At 69.8% G+C, this 15,808-nt stretch carries 16 protein-coding genes and 1 pseudogene; 11 read left to right on the top strand and 6 right to left on the bottom strand.

Going from position 1 to position 15,808, the window contains the following annotated elements:
- The first annotated feature begins 130 nt into the window (after positions 1 to 130).
- From QSU92_RS08995 to QSU92_RS09025, 7 genes are all read left to right on the top strand, one after another.
- Positions 131 to 265 (top strand): hypothetical protein, encoded by a 135-nt coding sequence (locus QSU92_RS08995; RefSeq protein ID WP_268815526.1) that lies wholly within the window; start codon positions 131 to 133, stop codon positions 263 to 265.
- Positions 266 to 452: 187 nt separating this feature from the next.
- Complete coding sequence (locus QSU92_RS09000; RefSeq protein ID WP_289261079.1) at positions 453 to 1,418, top strand: HlyD family secretion protein; 966 nt, start codon at positions 453 to 455, stop codon at positions 1,416 to 1,418.
- 45 nt (positions 1,419 to 1,463) lie between these two features.
- Complete coding sequence (locus QSU92_RS09005; RefSeq protein ID WP_289261080.1) at positions 1,464 to 1,658, top strand: hypothetical protein; 195 nt, start codon at positions 1,464 to 1,466, stop codon at positions 1,656 to 1,658.
- 79 nt (positions 1,659 to 1,737) lie between these two features.
- Positions 1,738 to 2,136, top strand: coding sequence for a hypothetical protein (locus tag QSU92_RS09010; protein WP_333783417.1), 399 nt, complete (start codon positions 1,738 to 1,740; stop codon positions 2,134 to 2,136).
- A gap of 503 nt (positions 2,137 to 2,639) precedes the next feature.
- Positions 2,640 to 3,008 (top strand): GntR family transcriptional regulator, encoded by a 369-nt coding sequence (locus QSU92_RS09015; protein WP_289261081.1) that lies wholly within the window; start codon positions 2,640 to 2,642, stop codon positions 3,006 to 3,008.
- Between the two features lie 19 nt (positions 3,009 to 3,027).
- On the top strand, positions 3,028 to 3,948 hold the full coding sequence (locus QSU92_RS09020) for an ABC transporter ATP-binding protein (RefSeq protein WP_289261082.1): 921 nt from the start codon (positions 3,028 to 3,030) through the stop codon (positions 3,946 to 3,948).
- A complete protein-coding gene (locus QSU92_RS09025) occupies positions 3,945 to 4,640 on the top strand; it encodes a hypothetical protein (RefSeq protein WP_289261083.1) in 696 nt (231 codons plus the stop codon). The genes QSU92_RS09020 and QSU92_RS09025 overlap by 4 nt, the downstream gene beginning before the upstream one ends.
- Positions 4,641 to 4,677: 37 nt before the next feature.
- On the opposite strand, the gene QSU92_RS09030 is transcribed toward QSU92_RS09025, so the two are convergent.
- The 3 genes from QSU92_RS09030 to QSU92_RS09040 all read right to left on the bottom strand — a co-directional run bounded on the left by QSU92_RS09030 (position 4,678) and on the right by QSU92_RS09040 (position 6,382).
- Positions 4,678 to 4,923 (bottom strand): DUF3072 domain-containing protein, encoded by a 246-nt coding sequence (locus tag QSU92_RS09030; RefSeq protein WP_289261084.1) that lies wholly within the window; start codon positions 4,921 to 4,923, stop codon positions 4,678 to 4,680.
- Between the two features lie 63 nt (positions 4,924 to 4,986).
- Complete coding sequence (locus QSU92_RS09035; protein WP_289261085.1) at positions 4,987 to 6,075, bottom strand: ATP-binding protein; 1,089 nt, start codon at positions 6,073 to 6,075, stop codon at positions 4,987 to 4,989.
- A 1-nt stretch (position 6,076) separates the two neighbouring features.
- Positions 6,077 to 6,382, bottom strand: coding sequence for a chorismate mutase (locus QSU92_RS09040; RefSeq protein WP_289261086.1), 306 nt, complete (start codon positions 6,380 to 6,382; stop codon positions 6,077 to 6,079).
- A gap of 85 nt (positions 6,383 to 6,467) precedes the next feature.
- Between QSU92_RS09040 and QSU92_RS09045 the strand changes: the two genes are divergently transcribed.
- Positions 6,468 to 7,616: an AI-2E family transporter gene (locus tag QSU92_RS09045; protein ID WP_289261087.1), complete on the top strand. Its 1,149-nt coding sequence runs from the start codon at positions 6,468 to 6,470 to the stop codon at positions 7,614 to 7,616.
- Positions 7,617 to 7,951: 335 nt separating this feature from the next.
- On the opposite strand, the gene QSU92_RS09050 is transcribed toward QSU92_RS09045, so the two are convergent.
- The 3 genes from QSU92_RS09050 to QSU92_RS09060 form a co-directional block, all read right to left on the bottom strand.
- Positions 7,952 to 9,223, bottom strand: a complete 1,272-nt coding sequence (locus QSU92_RS09050) for a lactonase family protein (protein ID WP_289261088.1) — start codon at positions 9,221 to 9,223, stop codon at positions 7,952 to 7,954.
- On the bottom strand, positions 9,223 to 10,509 hold the full coding sequence (locus QSU92_RS09055; RefSeq protein ID WP_289261089.1) for an adenylosuccinate synthase: 1,287 nt from the start codon (positions 10,507 to 10,509) through the stop codon (positions 9,223 to 9,225). Before QSU92_RS09055 ends, QSU92_RS09050 begins: the two co-directional genes overlap by 1 nt.
- Positions 10,510 to 10,632: 123 nt before the next feature.
- Positions 10,633 to 11,637: a DUF1254 domain-containing protein gene (locus tag QSU92_RS09060; protein WP_289261090.1), complete on the bottom strand. Its 1,005-nt coding sequence runs from the start codon at positions 11,635 to 11,637 to the stop codon at positions 10,633 to 10,635.
- Positions 11,638 to 11,698: 61 nt separating this feature from the next.
- On the opposite strand from QSU92_RS09060, the gene argG reads away from it, so the two are divergent.
- The 3 genes and pseudogenes from argG to QSU92_RS09075 all read left to right on the top strand — a co-directional run bounded on the left by argG (position 11,699) and on the right by QSU92_RS09075 (position 15,740).
- On the top strand, positions 11,699 to 13,135 hold the full coding sequence (argG, locus tag QSU92_RS09065; protein ID WP_289261091.1) for an argininosuccinate synthase: 1,437 nt from the start codon (positions 11,699 to 11,701) through the stop codon (positions 13,133 to 13,135).
- 168 nt (positions 13,136 to 13,303) lie between these two features.
- A pseudogene (locus QSU92_RS09070) lies at positions 13,304 to 14,709 on the top strand (hemolysin family protein).
- Positions 14,706 to 15,740 (top strand): hemolysin family protein, encoded by a 1,035-nt coding sequence (locus QSU92_RS09075; protein WP_289261092.1) that lies wholly within the window; start codon positions 14,706 to 14,708, stop codon positions 15,738 to 15,740. Before QSU92_RS09070 ends, QSU92_RS09075 begins: the two are co-directional and overlap by 4 nt.
- Positions 15,741 to 15,808 lie beyond the last annotated feature (68 nt).

Consider the following 15,808-nt stretch of genomic DNA (forward strand, 5'->3'; position numbering starts at 1 on the left):
GGGCGTCGATCCCGACGCGGCGTTGACGCCCGTCGATCGGTCGGCTATCGTCGCGCGATCGCGCTCCGAGACGAGAACGGATGCCGCGGAGCGCTCCTTAGACTGGAGGAGACCCCCGGACGGAGAGCCGATGAGCGACGACGACGATTTCGCCATGTACAGCGACGCGCGCCAGCGCCGGATCAAGGCGGTGGCGTGGGTCGTCATCCTTTCGCTCATCCTCGTCGGGGGCGGCGCGACGGTGCTGTCGCTGCTCTTCGGCTGACGCCTGCCGTCGGACTGCTCGCGCCGCACGCCCGCCGCACGCCGCACGCCGGAGGAGATCTGCACGCCGGATGACGCGGAGCGACGACTCACCCTCCGGTGGGCCGATATCCTCCCGGGTGCCGTGCGCGGCTCGCGCCCCGCGGAACTCGTGGCCCGCGTCCAGCCACCGTGACTAGCATGGCCGGGTGGACCCGCTCATGGCGATCGCCGAGTTCTGGTGGATCGGGGCGTCGGCAGCCGGCGCTGGAACCATCGGATGGTTCGGGCTGCGCCATCAGCGCGCAAAGGGATCGCGGCATCTCGCCCTCCACGCCGCCCGGCATGAACTGCGCGAAGCGCGCGACGCCGTCACCGCCTCGCGCGTCGAGGTGCGGGTCGCGCGCGCGGAGCTCGCCCGAGCGCAGGCCGATCGAGCGGCCGACCGCGTGCCGCCATCCGAGGTGACCCTCGCCCGGCAGCGGCTGCAGCAGGCCCAGCGCGAGGTTCGTGCCGCACACGCCGAGATCCGCCTGCGCCGGATCCAGGTGTCGGCGGCGCGGGCGACGATCCCGCGAGCGAAATCCACCCCCGACACCCTGCCGCTGGCGCGCTTGATGGCCGCGCACACCGCGATCGACGGGCGCTGGCTGGAGTACGAGACCGATCCCGCCAAGCGCATCGCATTCCCGGCGATGAGCGATGTGCGTCAGCCGTCGACGGCCGCCTACCTCGCCGCCCGCGCCGAGGCCAGTCGACTCCGCCCGCCCACGGCCGTCACCCGCATGACGCCCGTCGAGTTCGCGCAGTACCGGGCGGCCGTCGAGAACCTCGGCAAGCTGTTCGAGCGCGCAGAGCGCGAAGCGTGGCGGGCGTCTGGAGCCGGCGACGGCCCCTCACGCCAGGATGACCCCCACTGGGTCGATCTCGCCCAATCGGTCGCGCAGACCGTGATCGCCCGCGGGACCGAGGCGATCGCACGCGTCGCGGAGACGAACGCGCGCAATCGCGAACGAGCGGGCGGGCGGACGGATGCGGCGGGCGCCGCGCCGCGGCCCGACTCGGCGTCGACCGGCGGTGCCGGGCCCAAGGCGGGGGAGGGCCGACCGCCGCAGCCTCCAGGGTCTCCGGTGTGGCCTGTTCCCTCTCGCGGAGCGCGGCGGAACCAGGACTGACGGCGCTGCGGGGATGCGCGGATGACGATCGAGTGGGGATGACGGGTGGACTGGTCGAACATCTGGATGTTCTGGTGGCTGATCTTCCCGATCGGCGCCGCCATCGGCGGTGCCATCAAGTCGTTCGACCGTGCGTCGGAGCGGCGTCATCGGCGGCGGCTGGAGATGATGCGGGCCAAGGCCGAGCCTGCGCTCCGGCGCCATCCCCGCCGTCGCGGCGCGAGCTGCGAAGGCGGGTGACGCGGACGACGACGCCGGGCCCGCGGCATCCGATTCGGCCGACGCCACCCTCACGCAACTGCTCGCCATCCATGACGACGTGACCGCCCGCTGGCTCGATTACGAACTGGATGTCGCCAAGCTGATCGCCTTCCCCGCGATGAGCGACGGGCGCCAGCCGCTGACGGCGGCGTTCCTCCGCGCGAAGCGCGTCGCCGACCGGCTGCGACCGCCGTCGGCGACGGCGCGGATCAGCCCCGAGCAGCTGCGGGAGTACCGCGAGGCGGTCACCGACTACGAAGTCGCGTTCGACCTGGCCGAGCGCGACGCACGGCGGCTCAAGGACGCCAACTTCAGCGCCGAGGAGCGCAAGCGCCTCGACACCGCGCAGCAGCTCCTCTCGGTGGCGATCGATGAGGCGGCGACGCCTGCCGAGCGGCAGCTGGCCTATCGCCGCGTGCGGGAGGAGCCTCGACGGGCTCCTCCTCCTGTCGGATGACGCCATCGAGGTGCTGGAGAAGAAGGTCGCGCAGGAACTTCCCGCGCGCCCCTCGACCGCGCCTCCCGCGGCGCCGCCCGCGCCGTCCGCCTGAGGTCCTCCCCGCCGTCGCGCCACCCCCGCAAACCGGGCCTGTCGTCGCGGCCACTCGCCCACCCCGCACGACACTGGCTCCCAGCCATCCTGCTCCCCCGACACGATCTGCCCCTCCACGTGCAAGACCGGGGCACACCGTGACGGCGGACGCACCCCCGTGCTCGCCATCGCCCCGCTCACCCGGCGCAAACGGCCGCCCGCAGCAGCAGAGCGCGACAGGCGAAGCGGGGCGGTCCGAACCCGCGTTGTTCGCCCGGCGCAAACGGCCGCCCGCAGCAGCAGATCGTGACAGGCGTAGCGGGCGGGCGGCCTCCAGCGCGCGGGCCGTCGCCGCGGCGGAGGTTGACATTCGCCCCTCCCATGTTGCATGGTTAGTTAGTCAACTAATGAACCAGTGAGGAGTCGACGTGGTCGAAGAAGGCAGAGCGCTCTTCCTCCAGATCGCCGAGAGCGTGGAGGACGCGATCATCGACGGCAGCCTCACCGAGGAGAGCCAGGCGCCGTCGACGAACGAGCTCGCCGCCTTCCACCGCATCAACCCCGCCACCGCCGCCAAAGGAGTGAACATGCTCGTCGACAAGGGCGTGCTGTACAAGCGACGCGGGATCGGCATGTTCGTCGCCCCAGGGGCTCGCGAGCGCCTGCTCGACGAGCGCCGCACGGCCTTCGCCGACCGCTACGTCGGACCGCTTCTCGCCGAGGCCCGCAAGCTCGGCCTGGGCCCTGCCGACCTGACCGCCCTGATCAACGACCGCGCTGCGGTCACCGAACCCTGAGCTGCGAAAGGACACCACGATGACCCACGTGATCGAGGTGGAGCACCTGACCAAGCGCTACCGCGACACCGTCGCGGTCGACGACGTCAGCTTCTCCATCGAGAAGGACACCATCTACGGCCTCCTCGGCCGGAACGGCGCGGGAAAGACGACGGTGATGTCGATCCTCACCGCCCAGAACTTCGCCACCAGCGGCACCGTCCGCGTCTTCGGCCAGCACCCGTACGAGAACGCGCGGGTGCTCGAGCGCATGTGCTTCGTCCGCGAGAGCCAGAAGTACCCGGATGACGCGACCCCGCGTCACGCGCTGCGGATGGCCCGGCTCTTCTTCCCCCACTGGGACCAGGACCTCGCCGATCAGCTGGTCGACGACTTCCAGCTGCCGCTGAAGGGCCGCACGATCAAGAAGCTCTCGCGCGGTCAGCTCTCCGCGGTCGGAGTCATCATCGGACTCGCCTCCCGCGCCGAGATCACCTTCTTCGACGAGCCGTACCTCGGACTCGACGCGGTGGCTCGCCAGATCTTCTACGACCGCCTGCTCAGCGACTATGCCGAGCACCCGCGCACGATCATCCTCTCCAGTCACCTGATCGACGAGGTGTCGAACCTCCTCGGCCGGGTTCTGGTCATCGACCGGGGTCGGATCGTGATGGACGAGGAGACCGACGAGATCCGCGACCGCGCCGCGAACATCGTCGGCGACGCGGCGGCCGTGGAGGCTTTCACCGCCGGCCGCGAGATCATCCACCGACAGAGCCTCGGCCGCACGACCTCGGTGACGGTGCTCGGCCGCCTCTCGGCCGACGATCGTACGCGCATGGCGGAGGCGGGACTGGATGTCGCTCCCGTCTCGCTCCAGCAGCTCATCGTCCGCACCACCCAGCACGCCGCCGAACAGAGCGGCTCATTCACCTCGCTCGAGGAAGGAGCACTCCGATGAACCGCACGCTCCGCGTCGTCCGGATGCAGCTGATCAACCGGCAGACCTATGTGTGGGTGCCTCTCATCGTCCTCGGCGGCGCCCTCGTCTTGACCCTGGCGATCTGGTGGATCCTCGCAGGGTCGGGAGTGACCGGGAACTTCTACGGCGGCGGCGCCCAAGCCCCCCTGTGGTACCTCGCAGTCGTCGGCGTGCAGGCGCTGACCCTGACGTTCCCGTTCTCGCAGGCGATGAGCGTGACGCGCCGGGAGTTCTTCTTCGGCACGTATCTCACCGCCGCGCTCAGCGCCGCGAGTCTGGCGGTGATCTTCGTGATCGGCGGCTGGATCGAAACCCTCACCCAGGGGTGGGGACTCAACGGCTACTTCTTCTACGCCGCCGAGATCTGGCAGGGCGGACCGCTCGGTGCCGCGTTCATCTTCTTCACCGTCGCGATGCTGATGTTCACGCTCGGCTTCGCCGGCGCCACCGTCTACAAGCGCTTCGGCCCCACCGTCTTCACCGTGAGCCTCATCGGCCTGGGGGCGCTGCTCGTGGGAGCCCTGTTCATCGTCGGCCGACTCAACGCGTGGGGCCAGGTGTTCACGTGGATCGGCGACCAGGGACCCCTCGGGATGGCTGCCTGGGGACTCGTTGTGGCCGCTGCCCTCGGCGCGGCTGCGTTCGCAACGCTTCGCCGCGCGACGCCCTGACACACGCGCCGCGCGAGAAGCGCTGAAAGAGGGCGGGTCAGCTCGGCGAGCGGCCCGTCTTCTCCTGCAGCCGTTCGATGTGCTCCGAGGCCTCGGCCTTATTGAGATCGGCAGACAGCTCTTCCCCCGCCTCGCGGGCGAGGGTGTCGAGGTAGCTGCGCTGCGGAGCGGTCATGGGCTCGTCGCCGGTGACCCAGTCGGCCGGATCCTTCTCCGCGGCGTTGGTGGTGTCGTCGGACGTGGTCGCACCGAGGGTCTCGGCGCCGGATGTGTTGTCGGACATGCGTTCGAGAGTACGTCGGGCCACCGACATCCCTTTCACCCTTGACAAACGGTCCGGACCCGGTCACCGGATGGGCACCGCCACGTCGCTCCCGCCCTCGACGGTCAGCCGCCCGCCCATCTGCACCAGCCCGGCCGTCTCGACGAAACCGCCCGCGAAGAGCGCTTGCCCCTGCGCGAACAGCGGCGAGCGCTCGACGAGCGCCGCCGGTGCGTACCCGAAGACCTCGCCGAGCTCGGCCAGATCCCGCGGGGAGCTCATGCGCATGAGGGCGAGGTTGTCGCACTGCGACAGCGCGTTGGGGTGCACCTTCGAGGGGCGCTGGGTCGACAGCAGCAGCCACAGGCCGTACTTGCGGCCCTCGGCGGCAATCTGCACGATGCGCTCGGTGAGCTCGCGCTCCACCGGGGTCATCGGGTTCGGCTGCACGAGGTTGTGGGCCTCGTCGATGACGATCAGGCGGCCCACCCGGTCGGTGCGGTGCTCCCACAGGTGATCGAGCACGGCGAGCGCCGCCGCGAGCATCTCGGCCCGCGTGGGGAAGCCGCCGAGGTCGAGTACCGTCGCGTCGGGCTGCTCGCGGATGTCGTCAGTGACGCTCCGGCCGCGCCAGGCCCACAGGCCCCAGCCGCCGAGGCCGAGGTTCTCGAGCCGGGTCGCGAGGCGGTGACGCGCAGGATCGTCGCCCGACCGCAGATGTGCGACGAGGCTCCCGCGGCGGATGACGTCGAGCTCTTCCTCGAGCTTGAGCAGGGCGTTGAAGTCCTCCGCGTCCCGAACCGGATCGAGCTCGAGCAGCGCCGCGCGCGAGCGCCACGGCATGTCGAGGAATCGTGCCTGCAAGGCGTCGGGGCGGTCGCGCCCCGGGCGGAACACGCGGATGTCGCGCTCGTCCCAGGCGGCGCGCACCGCGTCATCCACTCCCTCCCGCACCGTGCCGAGGCCGACGAAGTCGGAGTTCGGATCCAGGATGACCAGGGGCAGGCGAGTGTGGAGGATGACGCGCTCGAGCAGCACACCGAGGGCGTAGGTCTTGCCCGACCCGCTCTGCCCGCACCAGAAGGTGTGCCGATTGAGCTTGCGCGCGAGCACCTGCGCGGGGGTGGGGTCCGCGGCCTCGAGGAGGGTGCCGATGTCGAGCCGATCGCCCATGTCAGCGCCCTCCGCGCACAGCGCCCGCCGCGGTGTGGTGGCGGATCACCTCGGCGACGACGAAGTTGAACCACTTCTCGGCGAACTCGGGATCGAGGTCGGCCTCCTCGGCCAGTCGCTTCAGGCGCGCGATCTGCTGCTCCTCGCGTCCGGGGTCGGAGGCCGGCATCCCGTGAGCGGCCTTCAACTCGCCGACCTGTTGAGTGCAGCGGAAGCGCTCGGCCAGAAGGAAGACCAGCGCCGCGTCGACGTTGTCGATGCTCGCGCGCAACCGCAGCAGCGTGGTCGTGGGATCTTCAGTCGTCATGGCTTTCCCCTCCCCGATCCACGACCATACCGCGCGGTCCCGAGTGCCGCCGAGGGCACGAGCCGTGCGCCCCTAGAGTGTGACCATGACCGACGTCAGCCCGCCCGCCTCGCCTTCCGCGGACGACCCTGTCACCAGCGCGCCCGACTCCGCCGTCGAGACTACCTACGTCAGGCGCCGCACCCTCTTCACCAGCGTGAACAACCCCTTCGCGGTGGGCTTCTTCCTCACCCTGGGCGGACTCGTCGCCCTGGGGCTCGGTGTCGCGTTCATCAACCTGTCGACGGTGCTGATCTACATCGCCTTCGCCCTGTTCGCGGCGCTCGGGCTCGACCCGATCGTGCGCTTCCTCGAGAGGCGCGGGCTCGGACGCGGGTGGGCGATCCTCATCGTCTTCGCGGGCTTCGTCGTCATCGTCGTCGGGGTGGTGTCGCTCGTCGTCCCGACGCTCGTGAGACAGATCACACAGTTCTTCACCGACCTGCCGTCGACGATCAACGCCTTCCAGGGCTCGGACGTCTACGCCTGGCTGCAAGACACCTTCGGCGACCAGATCGGCAGCCTGCTGGGCGAGTTCGAGACCTTCATCACCAACCCCGCGAACATCGCCGCGATCGGCGGCGGAGTCCTGCAGGTCGGCGCGACCATCGCGACGACGATCTCGGGCATCCTGATCGTGCTGGTGCTGAGCCTGTACTTCCTGGCATCCCTGGACACCATGAAGGTCGCCTTCGCCCGCCTGTCCCCCGCCCGCTACCGCCCGAAGGTGCGGTCGATGACCGATGAGATCACCGACTCGATCGGCGGATATCTCATGGGCATGGTGGTGCTGGCGTTCTTCAACTCGCTGGTGGCGTTCTTCCTCCACCTCTTCCTCGGTCTGCCCTTCCCGGCGCTGATGGCGGTCGCGGCATTCGCGATCACGCTCATCCCCCTCGTGGGTCCGGTGCTGTACTGGGTCTTCGCCAGCATCCTCGCCCTCTTCACCAACCCCCTCACGGCGCTGATCTTCGCGATCCTGTATCTGATCTACATCCAGATCGAGGCGTACGTGCTGACCCCGCGGGTGATGAGCCGCGCGATCGCCGTACCCGGGGCGCTGGTCGTCATCGGCGCGCTCGTCGGCGGCACGCTGCTGGGCCTCCTCGGCGCGCTCGTGGCGATCCCGGTCACGGCGTCGATCCTGCTGATCATCAAGCAGGTCGTCATCCCCCGCCAGGACGCGAAGCTGTAACTCGCGGTGGCGCGGGGTCCGTGCGCCCGCGGCACCCGACGCGACCCAGCGGCACCGCGAGCCGCCAGAAAACGTCGCTCCCGCGGCATCCGCCCCGCAGAAATCGACGGGTCGTGGGGGAGTTCTGGTGCGATGAGGCGCGAGGGCCGGGGCGCGGGCGGCGGCGCGGGGTCCGCGCGCCCGCGGCACCCGACGCGACCCAGCGGCACCGCGAGCCGCCAGAAAACGTCGCTCCCGCGGCATCCGCCCCGCAGAGATCGACGGGTCGTGGGGGAGTTCTGGTGCGATGAGGCGCGAGGGCCGGGGCGCGGGCGGCGAGGGCGACCCGCCGGCCCTCAGACCAGCGGCGTGAGGCAGGTCGGCGACGGCGCCGGCGCGCGATGGCGTACGCGACCCGGAACCCCGGAGCGGATGTCGAGGGTCAGCGACACTACATCGTCGGACCGTTCCCCGGCGACGAGCAGGGTGTCGCGCACCACACGGTGGTGCCGGGGCCAGTTCACGCCCGCCTCGACGAGGGCGACGGGCGCGAGGGTCTCCCCCGCGCCGCGCACCGCGACGACGGCGATCGTGTTGCTGCCACGCACTCCGGCGTAGAGGAACGCCCCGTCCCGCGACGGCGCCAGCTCGGCCGCGCTGTCGGCGGGGAGCGTCGCGGCTCCGAGCGGGGCACCCTGCACCACGCGCCAGCGCCCGGCTTCGTCGCGCGCGAGCGCGAACACCTCGCAGCTGTGCTCCGTCACCACGTAGAGGTGCCCGCTCGGGTGCCACACCATGTGCCGCGGACCGCTGCCGTACGGCAGGGCGACATCGTGAAGCGGTCGCAGCTTTCCGTCGACGAGCCGCCAGAAGCGCACGAGGTCGAATCCCAGATCGGATGTCGCGACGATCCCGCCGGGCAGGAACACCGTCTGGTGGGCCCGCGAGACCCGCTCCTGCTCCGCGCCGGGTTCAGGCAGGGCCGAGCCGGCACCGCCGCCCGCACCGCCGAACAGCGCGACCCCGTCGAGCCCGCCCGCCCCGTCAAGCCCGTCAAACCCGTCGAACCCGCCGACGCCGTCGAGCCCGCGCCCGCCGAAGAGCCCCGCATCCCCGCGACCCCCGAGGCCCAGCGCCGCCAGGTCGATGCCGACCTCGGCCGCGGCCGCCTCGACACCCGACACCGCCTCCACCGCCGCGCCCGGCGCCGCCGGATCCACCGCGGCCGGCGCGAACGACGGCCGACCGATTCGCCCATCGCCCGCAAGCGGGTACCGCACCACGCGCCCGCCGCCCCAGCACGTCGCGACGAGAGTCCCGCCGTCGGGCGACACCGCGACGTGGCACACGGCCTCCCCGGCCTCGACCGGATTACCGAGCGGAGTGAAACGGTCTTCCGCGATGCGGCGGAACGCCTGCACGGTCCCCTCCGCCTCGAGGGTCGCGTAGGCGACATCCGTCCGCTCGTTCCAGGTGACCCACGACGGCGAACTCGCTGAGACCGCCTCACCGACGAGGGCGAGTGGGCCCCCCGCGGAACCGGAGTCGGGCTCACCCGCCACGAGCATCCCGATGCCGGTGGCGATCCCGCCGCTGTCGGCGGAGTACCCGCCGACGAGGAACCGCATCAGTCGACCAGGTCGTGCCGCACGATGACCGCGTCGCGGGCCGCGCCCACGCCGATGACCGAGATGCGGGTGCCGCTCATCTCCTCCAGCGCCAGCACGTAGTCCTGTGCCGCCAGCGGCAGGTCTTCGAAGGTACGGGCGCCCGAGATGTCGTCCTTCCATCCGGGGAACATCTCGTAGATCGGCCGAGCGTGGTGGAAATCGGTCTGGTTGACCGGCACCTCCTCGAACCGCTCGCCGTCGACGTCGTACGCCACGCACACCGGGATCTCGTCGAGACCGGTGAGGATGTCGAGCTTGGTGAGCACGAGATCGGTGATGCCGTTGATGCGAGTCGCGTACCGCGTGATCGGCCCGTCGTACCAGCCGACGCGGCGCGGGCGCCCGGTCGTCGTGCCGAACTCGAACCCGCGCGAGCGCAGGAAGTCACCGTGCTCGTCGAACAGTTCGGTGGGGAACGGTCCCGACCCGACGCGCGTCGTGTACGCCTTGACGATGCCGACGATGCGGTCGAGGCGCCGGGGCCCGACCCCCGATCCGGTCGCCGCGCCGCCCGCGGTCGCCGACGACGACGTGACGAAGGGGTACGTGCCGTGGTCGACGTCGAGCATGGTCGCCTGCCCGCCCTCGAACACCACGACCTCATTCCGGTCGAGCGCCTCATCGAGCAGCAGTGAGGTGTCGGCAACCATCGGCCGCAGACGCTCGGCGTAGGACAGCAGGTCTTCGACGACCTCTTCGACGGCGATCGCGCGACGGTTGTAGACCTTCAGCAGAAGGTGGTTCTTCTGCTCGAGCGCCCCCTCGACCTTCTGGCGCAGGATGTTCTCGTCGAAGAGGTCCTGCACGCGGATGCCGACGCGGTTGATCTTGTCGGCATAGGCCGGGCCGATCCCGCGGCCGGTCGTGCCGATCTGGCGCTTCCCGAGGAAGCGCTCGGTGACCTTGTCGAGCGTGCGGTGGTACTGCGTGATCACGTGTGCGTTGGCGCTGATCTTCAGCCGCGAGGTGTCGAGGCCGCGCGCCTGCAGCGCCTTCAGCTCGGCGAAGAGCACCTCGAGATCGATCACGACACCGTTGCCGATGACGGCGTTGACACCCGGCGACAGGATGCCCGAGGGCAGCAGGTGCAGCGCATACTTCTCGTCGCCGATGACGACGGTGTGGCCGGCGTTGTTGCCGCCGTTGAACTTCACGACCCAGTCGGTGCGTTCACCCAGGAGGTCGGTGGCCTTGCCCTTGCCCTCGTCACCCCACTGAACGCCGACGATCACAATGCCTGGCATGGCCCACTCCCCCGTTGTCGGACGGTTACACCCGATCCTATCGGGCGGGCCCTCCACGCCCCCGGACCGCGCCGCGGTCGTCGTCGCCGCCGCGGTCGTCGTCGCGGTCCGGCGACGCCGCGATCACGACCGGGAGGAGTCGTCGGTGGGGGCCTCCGCCTCCGGTGTCCGCGCGTCGTCGACCGCCTCGCGCACCAGGTCGGGCACCTGCCAGCGCCCGTCCAGGATCTCCGGCCGAGGCCGGTAGAGACGGACGAGGAAGTTCCATCCCTCCGGCAAGGGGATGTCGTTGGGTCCTTCGACCTGGCCGGGAGGGGTGAATCGCACGGTGATCGAGCCGTCCTCATCGCGGACGCCGGTGACGCTGTTCACCGAGTACCGGCCCTCGGGGTTCGGCTCGAAGAAGCCACGGGCGTTGTAGACCGACACCGACCAGAAACCGTCGACCGGGACCTCGTGCATCGTGAGCTCGTAGTGCCCGACGGGCAGCTGGGGGTCCACCCCCAGGTAGGAGGCCTCCCACAGCGGCAGGCCGCCCCAGCCGGCGGCGGTGCCGATGAGGTGGCGCACCGGATCGACCTCGTCCCGGTCGCCGAAGGTGCGGTCGAACGCGCGAAGGCCCCGCGCGAGCGTCAGCAGTGCGTCGCGGGTCGCGTCGAGGGACGTCGGGTCCCAGTCGCCCGGCTCGAACACCCGGGCGGACCCCGCCTCGAGCACGAGCTGATCCTGCAGGGCGGCGACCTCGGCGACATCGTCCGGATCATCAGGGTCGACGAGCGTCCGCGCGGCGATGAGCACGTGATCGGCGCCGGGCGCGAGGGCCGCGACGTCGTGCTCGCCGGCATCGTGCATCACCGCCCGGACGTAGTGATCGCGATCGAGCACCATCACCGAGAGGTATCGGCCGGCGGCATCCGGAATCGTCACCCGGGCACCCTCGGACAGATCGACGATCGCGAAGCTGTAGAGGGTGTCGCGATTGAGCCGGATGACGGTCTGATGCGCGACGTCCGCAGGCTCGCGGCTGTGCTTGAACACGTTCACTCCGCCGGCATCGCGTTGGATGTCGGCGAACATCCGGTCGGTCTCGGCACGCACGAAGGTGTCGACATTGACATGCATCGCCATGAGAAAACCCTCCCGCACGACGGATCAGGGCGCAAACCCCCCGCTCACTAGACTTGGGGGCATGTCGAAGGTCCTTCAGTCCCTGCCCGTCGGCGAGCGCGTCGGCATCGCCTTCTCGGGGGGTCTGGACACCTCCGTCGCCGTCGCCTGGATGCGCGACAAGGGCGCGGTGCCCTGCACGTACACCGGCGACCTCGGGCAGTACGACGAGGACGACATCGCCTCGATCCCCGACCGCGCGCTGCAATACGGAGCCGAGATCTCGCGCCTGGTCGACTGCAAGACCGCCCTGGTCGAGGAGGGGTTCGTGGCGCTGGCGTGCGGCGCGTTCCACATCCGCTCCGGCGGCCGCACCTACTTCAACACCACGCCCCTCGGCCGCGCCGTGACCGGCACGCTGCTGGTGCGCGCGATGAAGGAGGACGGCGTCGACATCTGGGGTGACGGGTCGACCTACAAGGGCAACGACATCGAGCGGTTCTACCGCTACGGCCTGCTGGCCAACCCCGCCCTGCGCATCTACAAGCCGTGGCTCGACGCCGACTTCGTCACAGAGCTCGGCGGTCGCACCGAGATGAGCGAGTGGCTGATCGCGCACGGCTTCCCCTACCGCGACAGCGCCGAGAAGGCGTATTCGACCGACGCGAACATCTGGGGCGCCACCCACGAGGCCAAGACCCTGGAGCACCTCGACGTGTCGCTCGAGACGGTGCAGCCGATCATGGGCGTGCGGTTCTGGGACGACGGCGTCGAGATCGCCCCCGAAGACGTCAGCATCACCTTCGATGCCGGCAGGCCGGTGGCGATCAACGGCGAGCAGTTCGGCGACCCCGTCGAACTCGTCCGGGCCGCCAACGCCGTCGGCGGTCGCCACGGCCTCGGCATGAGCGACCAGATCGAGAACCGCATCATCGAAGCGAAGTCGCGGGGCATCTACGAGGCGCCCGGCATGGCGCTGCTGTTCATCGCGTACGAACGCCTCGTCAACGGCATCCTCAACGAAGACACCCTCGCGACCTACCACGAGCAGGGCCGCCGCCTCGGGCGCCTGATGTACGAGGGACGCTGGCTCGAGCCGCAGTCGCTGATGCTGCGCGAGTCGATCCAGAAGTGGGTCGGGTCCTCGATCTCGGGGACCGTCACTCTGCGCCTCCGCCGCGGCGAGGACTACACGATCCTCGACACGGTGGCCTCGGGCCTGTCGTACGCCCCGGAGAAACTGTCGATGGAGCGGGTCGGAGACGCCGCCTTCGGTCCCACCGATCGCATCGGCCAGCTGACGATGCGCAACCTCGACATCGCCGACTCGCGCGCTCGTCTCGAGCTCTTCGCCGGGCTCGGACTCATCGGCGGCGCCACCGGCGAGCTGGTCGGAAAGCTCGAGCAGGGTGGCGCCGACGACATCATCGAACCGGCCGAGCCCGACGAGCGCGGTCGACTGGCCGAGGCGACCGACGCCGCCTCGGGGGCCGCGGCGTTCGACGCCGGCACCGACTGACGGCCCTCTCGGACAGCCGGGCGGCCTGCGCCGCGCAGCTGCCGTATATCCTGGGGCAACCCCATCACCGGAGAGTGACCTCGCTGTGTACCCGATGACGGGGTCGTCCGCGGACGACCTCAGCCATAGTCCGAATCTCAGCCTCAGCCCGGCGTCTGGCCACACGCCATGATCGCGGCTCTTCTCCTGCTCCTGGTCGGCCTCGCGCTCACGGCCGTCATCATCGCCGCGAACGGCTACTTCGTCGCGCAGGAATTCGCGTACATGTCCGTCGACCGGTCTCGGCTTCGAGCTCGGGCGGAATCCGGCGACGCCGCCGCCGCGCGTGCCCTCAAAGTCACCAAACGGACCTCGTTCATGCTCTCCGGCGCGCAGCTGGGCATCACCATCACCGGCCTACTCGTCGGATACGTCGCCGAGCCCTTCATCGGAGAATCCCTGGGAGTGCTCCTGGGCGGAATAGGCATCCCTCCCGCCGTGGGCATCACAATCGGGACGGTCTCGGCGCTGGTGGTGGCCACCGTCGTCCAGATGATCTTCGGCGAGCTGTATCCGAAGAACCTCGCCCTCGCCAATCCCGAGCCGCTGTCGCGGGGTCTGGCCGCATCGACTCTGGTCTACCTGACAGTCTTCGGGTGGCTCATCACGGTCTTCGACAAGTCCTCCAACGCGTTGCTCCGGCTGCTGCGCGTCGAACCGGTCCACGACGTGGACAGCAGTGCGACGGCGAAGGATCTGGAGCGGATCATCGAGGACTCCCGAGCCAGCGGCGATCTGCCCGAAGATCTGTCTCTACTCCTCGACCGCATCCTCGACTTCCCGAATGAGGATGTCGAACACGCGATGATCCCCCGGGTGCGGGCGGGCACGGTCTCGCCAGAGACCTCGGTCGCCGAGGCCCGTGCGATGATGGCCGACGGTCACACCCGCTACCCCGTGGTCGGGCCAGGCGATGAGCCGCTCGGCGTCGTGCACCTGATCGACGTGCTCGAAGCCGCACCCGACGACGCGCGCTCGGTCACCGCCATCATGCGTCCGCCGACCGTGCTGGCGACGCTGATGCCCCTCACCGATGCCCTCGCCGAACTCGCCCGCGAGAAGAACGAGCTCGCATGCGTCATCGACGAATACGGCGGTTCGCGGGAGTGTTGACCGTCGAGGATCTCGCCGAGGAACTCGTCGGCGAGATCAACGACGAGCATGATCCACGCGACGACGAATCGTCGGCGACGACGGAGGACGGTGTGTGGGTCATCAACGGCGAGACCCACATCGACGAGATGGAACGGGTGATCGGTCGCGACCTGCCGCGCGGCGACTACGAGACGATGGCGGGCCTACTGATCGCCGAATTGGGCAAGCTGCCCGAGCTCGGAACGGAACTGGTGGTCGATCTCGTCGCAGAGGGCGCTGATTTCCTCGAGGACGAACCGCGCACCCGGAGTGTGGTGATCGAAGTCCTCGAGGTCGACCGTCATGTCCCGTCGCGTCTCCGAGTCGAGCTGACGCCCGAACCGGCCACCGAAGAGGATGACGCCGCTCCCACCGCGGATCGGGACGAGGAGCGGTCGTGAGCATTTGGGTCGTCCTCGCCACGGCGGGCCTCATCGCTTTGAGCGCGTTCTTCGTCGTCATCGAATTCGCCCTCCTGGGGGCGCGCAAACACCGTCTTGAAGAGATGGCCGGTAGCGATCCGTCGGCGCGCGCCGCCCTCCGCGGCATGAACGAGCTGACCATCATGCTGGCCGGAGCGCAGCTGGGCATCACCGCGTGCACCTTCGCCCTCGGTGCCGTCACGAAGCCGGCGATCGATTACTGGCTCGGCCCCGTGTTCGTGTCATGGGGCATAGCGGAGTGGCTGGCCGGCAGCGCGTCCTTCGCCATCTCCCTCCTGGTCGTGACCTTCCTCCACCTCGTCATCGGTGAGATGGCTCCGAAATCGTGGGCCATCGCACACCCCGAGCTCGCCGCTCGGCTGATCGGAATACCCTCCCGCGCCTTCATCTGGCTCTTCCGCCCGTTCCTGGTCTGGGTGAACCGGATCGCGAACGTCCTGGTCGCGCGCAGCGGCGTCGAACCGGTCGATCGCGCCGCCGTTGGAGGTCGAGATGCCCAGACCATCCGCAACCTGGTCGAATACTCCGGACAGGTCGGTGTGCTCGAGCCCGAGCTGCGCGAGCAGATCACCGAGGTGATCGAGCTGCAGAGCCTCACAGTGGCGGAGATCGCCTCACCGAAGGCCAGGCCGACCTCGCTCCCGCACACCGCCACCGTCAGTGATCTTCGTGATGCGGCCCTCCGGTCGGGCCACCTGCGCATCCTGCTGTCGGATGACCGGGGCGCGCTTGATTCCGTCGTGCACGTGCGAGACGCGCTACTCGCTCCGGATGACACCCCGGTCGCCGGCTTCGCACGCTCGGTCTTCCGGCTCGAACCCGCAACACCGGTATACGAGGCGCTCCGCCGCATGCGCGAGAACCGTGAGCAGCTGGCGGTGGTCTCCGGCGGTCCCGATGGCGGAGAAGGCGCGGGCGGCGGCGACCGGGTCATCACCCTCACGGATGTCGTCCGCCGGGTTCTGCCGAGCATCGCACCGCGCAGCTGAGGCCTCCCCCCGCCGACCGCCCGCGCCTTCCCGCTCTCCGTACCCCGACCCACGGGATACGATTCTCC

It is taken from the genome of Microbacterium sp. ET2, assembly GCF_030347395.1.
Classification (GTDB): domain Bacteria; phylum Actinomycetota; class Actinomycetes; order Actinomycetales; family Microbacteriaceae; genus Microbacterium; species Microbacterium albipurpureum.

Excerpts from the sequence above, each read along its gene's own strand:
- QSU92_RS08995 (WP_268815526.1), top strand. The coding sequence starts at position 131 with ATGAGCGACGACGACGATTTCGCCATGTACAGCGACGCGCGCCAGCGC.
- QSU92_RS09040 (WP_289261086.1), bottom strand. The coding sequence starts at position 6,382 with ATGACGACTGAAGATCCCACGACCACGCTGCTGCGGTTGCGCGCGAGC.
- QSU92_RS09025 (WP_289261083.1), top strand. The coding sequence starts at position 3,945 with ATGAACCGCACGCTCCGCGTCGTCCGGATGCAGCTGATCAACCGGCAG.
- QSU92_RS09060 (WP_289261090.1), bottom strand. The coding sequence starts at position 11,637 with ATGGCGATGCATGTCAATGTCGACACCTTCGTGCGTGCCGAGACCGAC.
- QSU92_RS09045 (WP_289261087.1), top strand. The coding sequence starts at position 6,468 with ATGACCGACGTCAGCCCGCCCGCCTCGCCTTCCGCGGACGACCCTGTC.
- QSU92_RS09035 (WP_289261085.1), bottom strand. The coding sequence starts at position 6,075 with ATGGGCGATCGGCTCGACATCGGCACCCTCCTCGAGGCCGCGGACCCC.
- QSU92_RS09030 (WP_289261084.1), bottom strand. The coding sequence starts at position 4,923 with ATGTCCGACAACACATCCGGCGCCGAGACCCTCGGTGCGACCACGTCC.
- argG (WP_289261091.1), top strand. The coding sequence starts at position 11,699 with ATGTCGAAGGTCCTTCAGTCCCTGCCCGTCGGCGAGCGCGTCGGCATC.
- QSU92_RS09055 (WP_289261089.1), bottom strand. The coding sequence starts at position 10,509 with ATGCCAGGCATTGTGATCGTCGGCGTTCAGTGGGGTGACGAGGGCAAG.
- QSU92_RS09050 (WP_289261088.1), bottom strand. The coding sequence starts at position 9,223 with ATGCGGTTCCTCGTCGGCGGGTACTCCGCCGACAGCGGCGGGATCGCC.
- QSU92_RS09020 (WP_289261082.1), top strand. The coding sequence starts at position 3,028 with ATGACCCACGTGATCGAGGTGGAGCACCTGACCAAGCGCTACCGCGAC.